The organism is Aeromonas sp. PrichA-15, assembly GCF_017939245.1.
GTDB lineage: Bacteria > Pseudomonadota > Gammaproteobacteria > Enterobacterales > Aeromonadaceae > Aeromonas > Aeromonas caviae.
In genome coordinates, this window is record NZ_JAGKRH010000176.1 from 1 (window position 1) to 1254 (window position 1254).

A 1254-nucleotide genomic window follows, 5' to 3' on the forward strand; every position below is an offset into this window, starting at 1 on the left:
CAGTGGATACTGAACATGCTGAAGCAAAACAAATCACGTAATCTAAGCATGGCCAACAAGCGCAGGCTCTGCTGTCTGAATGAACAATATTTGTTCGAATGTATGGGGTTGTTCAAAGTATAAACACTGATGCGTCAGCCCTGCCTCGGTAGCATTGGCCAACAAGAATGCACGGATTGTGTGGGCGCTCTTGGCCAAAGACCAGGAGTACTGTGCGCCAGTGATGAGCATTTAAGCTTCTGAGCCAGTGAGACAGAAAAAACACCACCGATTGCTCAGGCAAGTATGAAGTGATGGCAGGACAGGTCAGACCGTGATGGGGAAAACCCGGTTTAGGCAAGGCTCTTGAGAGAGCGCGTTGTTGATAGAGGCCTCCATCAGCACATTCCATCAGGGACAGAGGTGTTTCATCACCTCAGAAAAGTCCGGATCTATGGCTGCAACTGATGACCCGTAAACCACCACAGCATATTAGCTTGGCAAACTGGGGGCGACCATCTATGCCCAAATCAGCGATCCAGTAATGACTTCTCCAGCCCCAGGTGACAGCTACATTCAGGGCCTTCTGACAGGCGGGCCCAGCATATTCAGTTTGTTTATGCCGAATTGAGCACTGCACTTACAGGCATAGCAAGACTGCGGCTTGAAGTTCGTCAGCCAGAATCCCGACTGGCCTTGTAAGGACAAATATTCATCTTGAACAGCTAACAGTAGTTCGTGCGTGGGAGACAAATAAAATTCTTAACCAACTATGCTGCCGCTTCTATCCGTTGATTGGCTGTGAGGTTATTCCATGCTCGGTGAGCCCAAACTAACTCTACTGAATAAACAACACTAGGACACTTTCACAATGATTACTGCATGGCGTAGGAGTTTCTGGGTGCTGCTAGGTGCTGCATTGATTCTTTTCTTGTCATTAGGCACTCGTCATGGCTTCGGTCTGTTTCTTTCGCCGATGAGTATGGAATTCGGATGGGGCCGCGAGATTTTCGCCTTCGCCATGGCACTTCAGAACCTAAATAACTGATCCCAATAGTGCTACACCTTCGCTGTGCCATAGCCATTCCCCGGGAAAGGAGACACGGTATCCATGAAGTGTTTCACTCGAGCCAGCAGGTTTGCCATCCCTCTGCATTGATGATTGCGCGTGATGGTTTCATGTAACTTGTGCCATAGCCGTTCTATGTGATTAACCCAAGGGCTGTAAACTGGCTGGAACACCAGGCAGAACTTGGGATTCTTCTTCAACCATCG

2 pseudogenes are annotated in these 1254 nt (G+C 48.9%); one reads left to right on the plus strand and one right to left on the minus strand.

What is annotated here, in order from left to right:
* A pseudogene (locus J9889_RS18115) lies at positions 1–123 on the plus strand (ISAs1 family transposase); the annotation flags it as partial.
* A 915-nt stretch (positions 124–1038) separates the two neighbouring features.
* On the opposite strand, the pseudogene J9889_RS18120 reads toward J9889_RS18115, so the two are convergent.
* A pseudogene (locus tag J9889_RS18120) lies at positions 1039–1254 on the minus strand (IS630 family transposase); the annotation flags it as partial.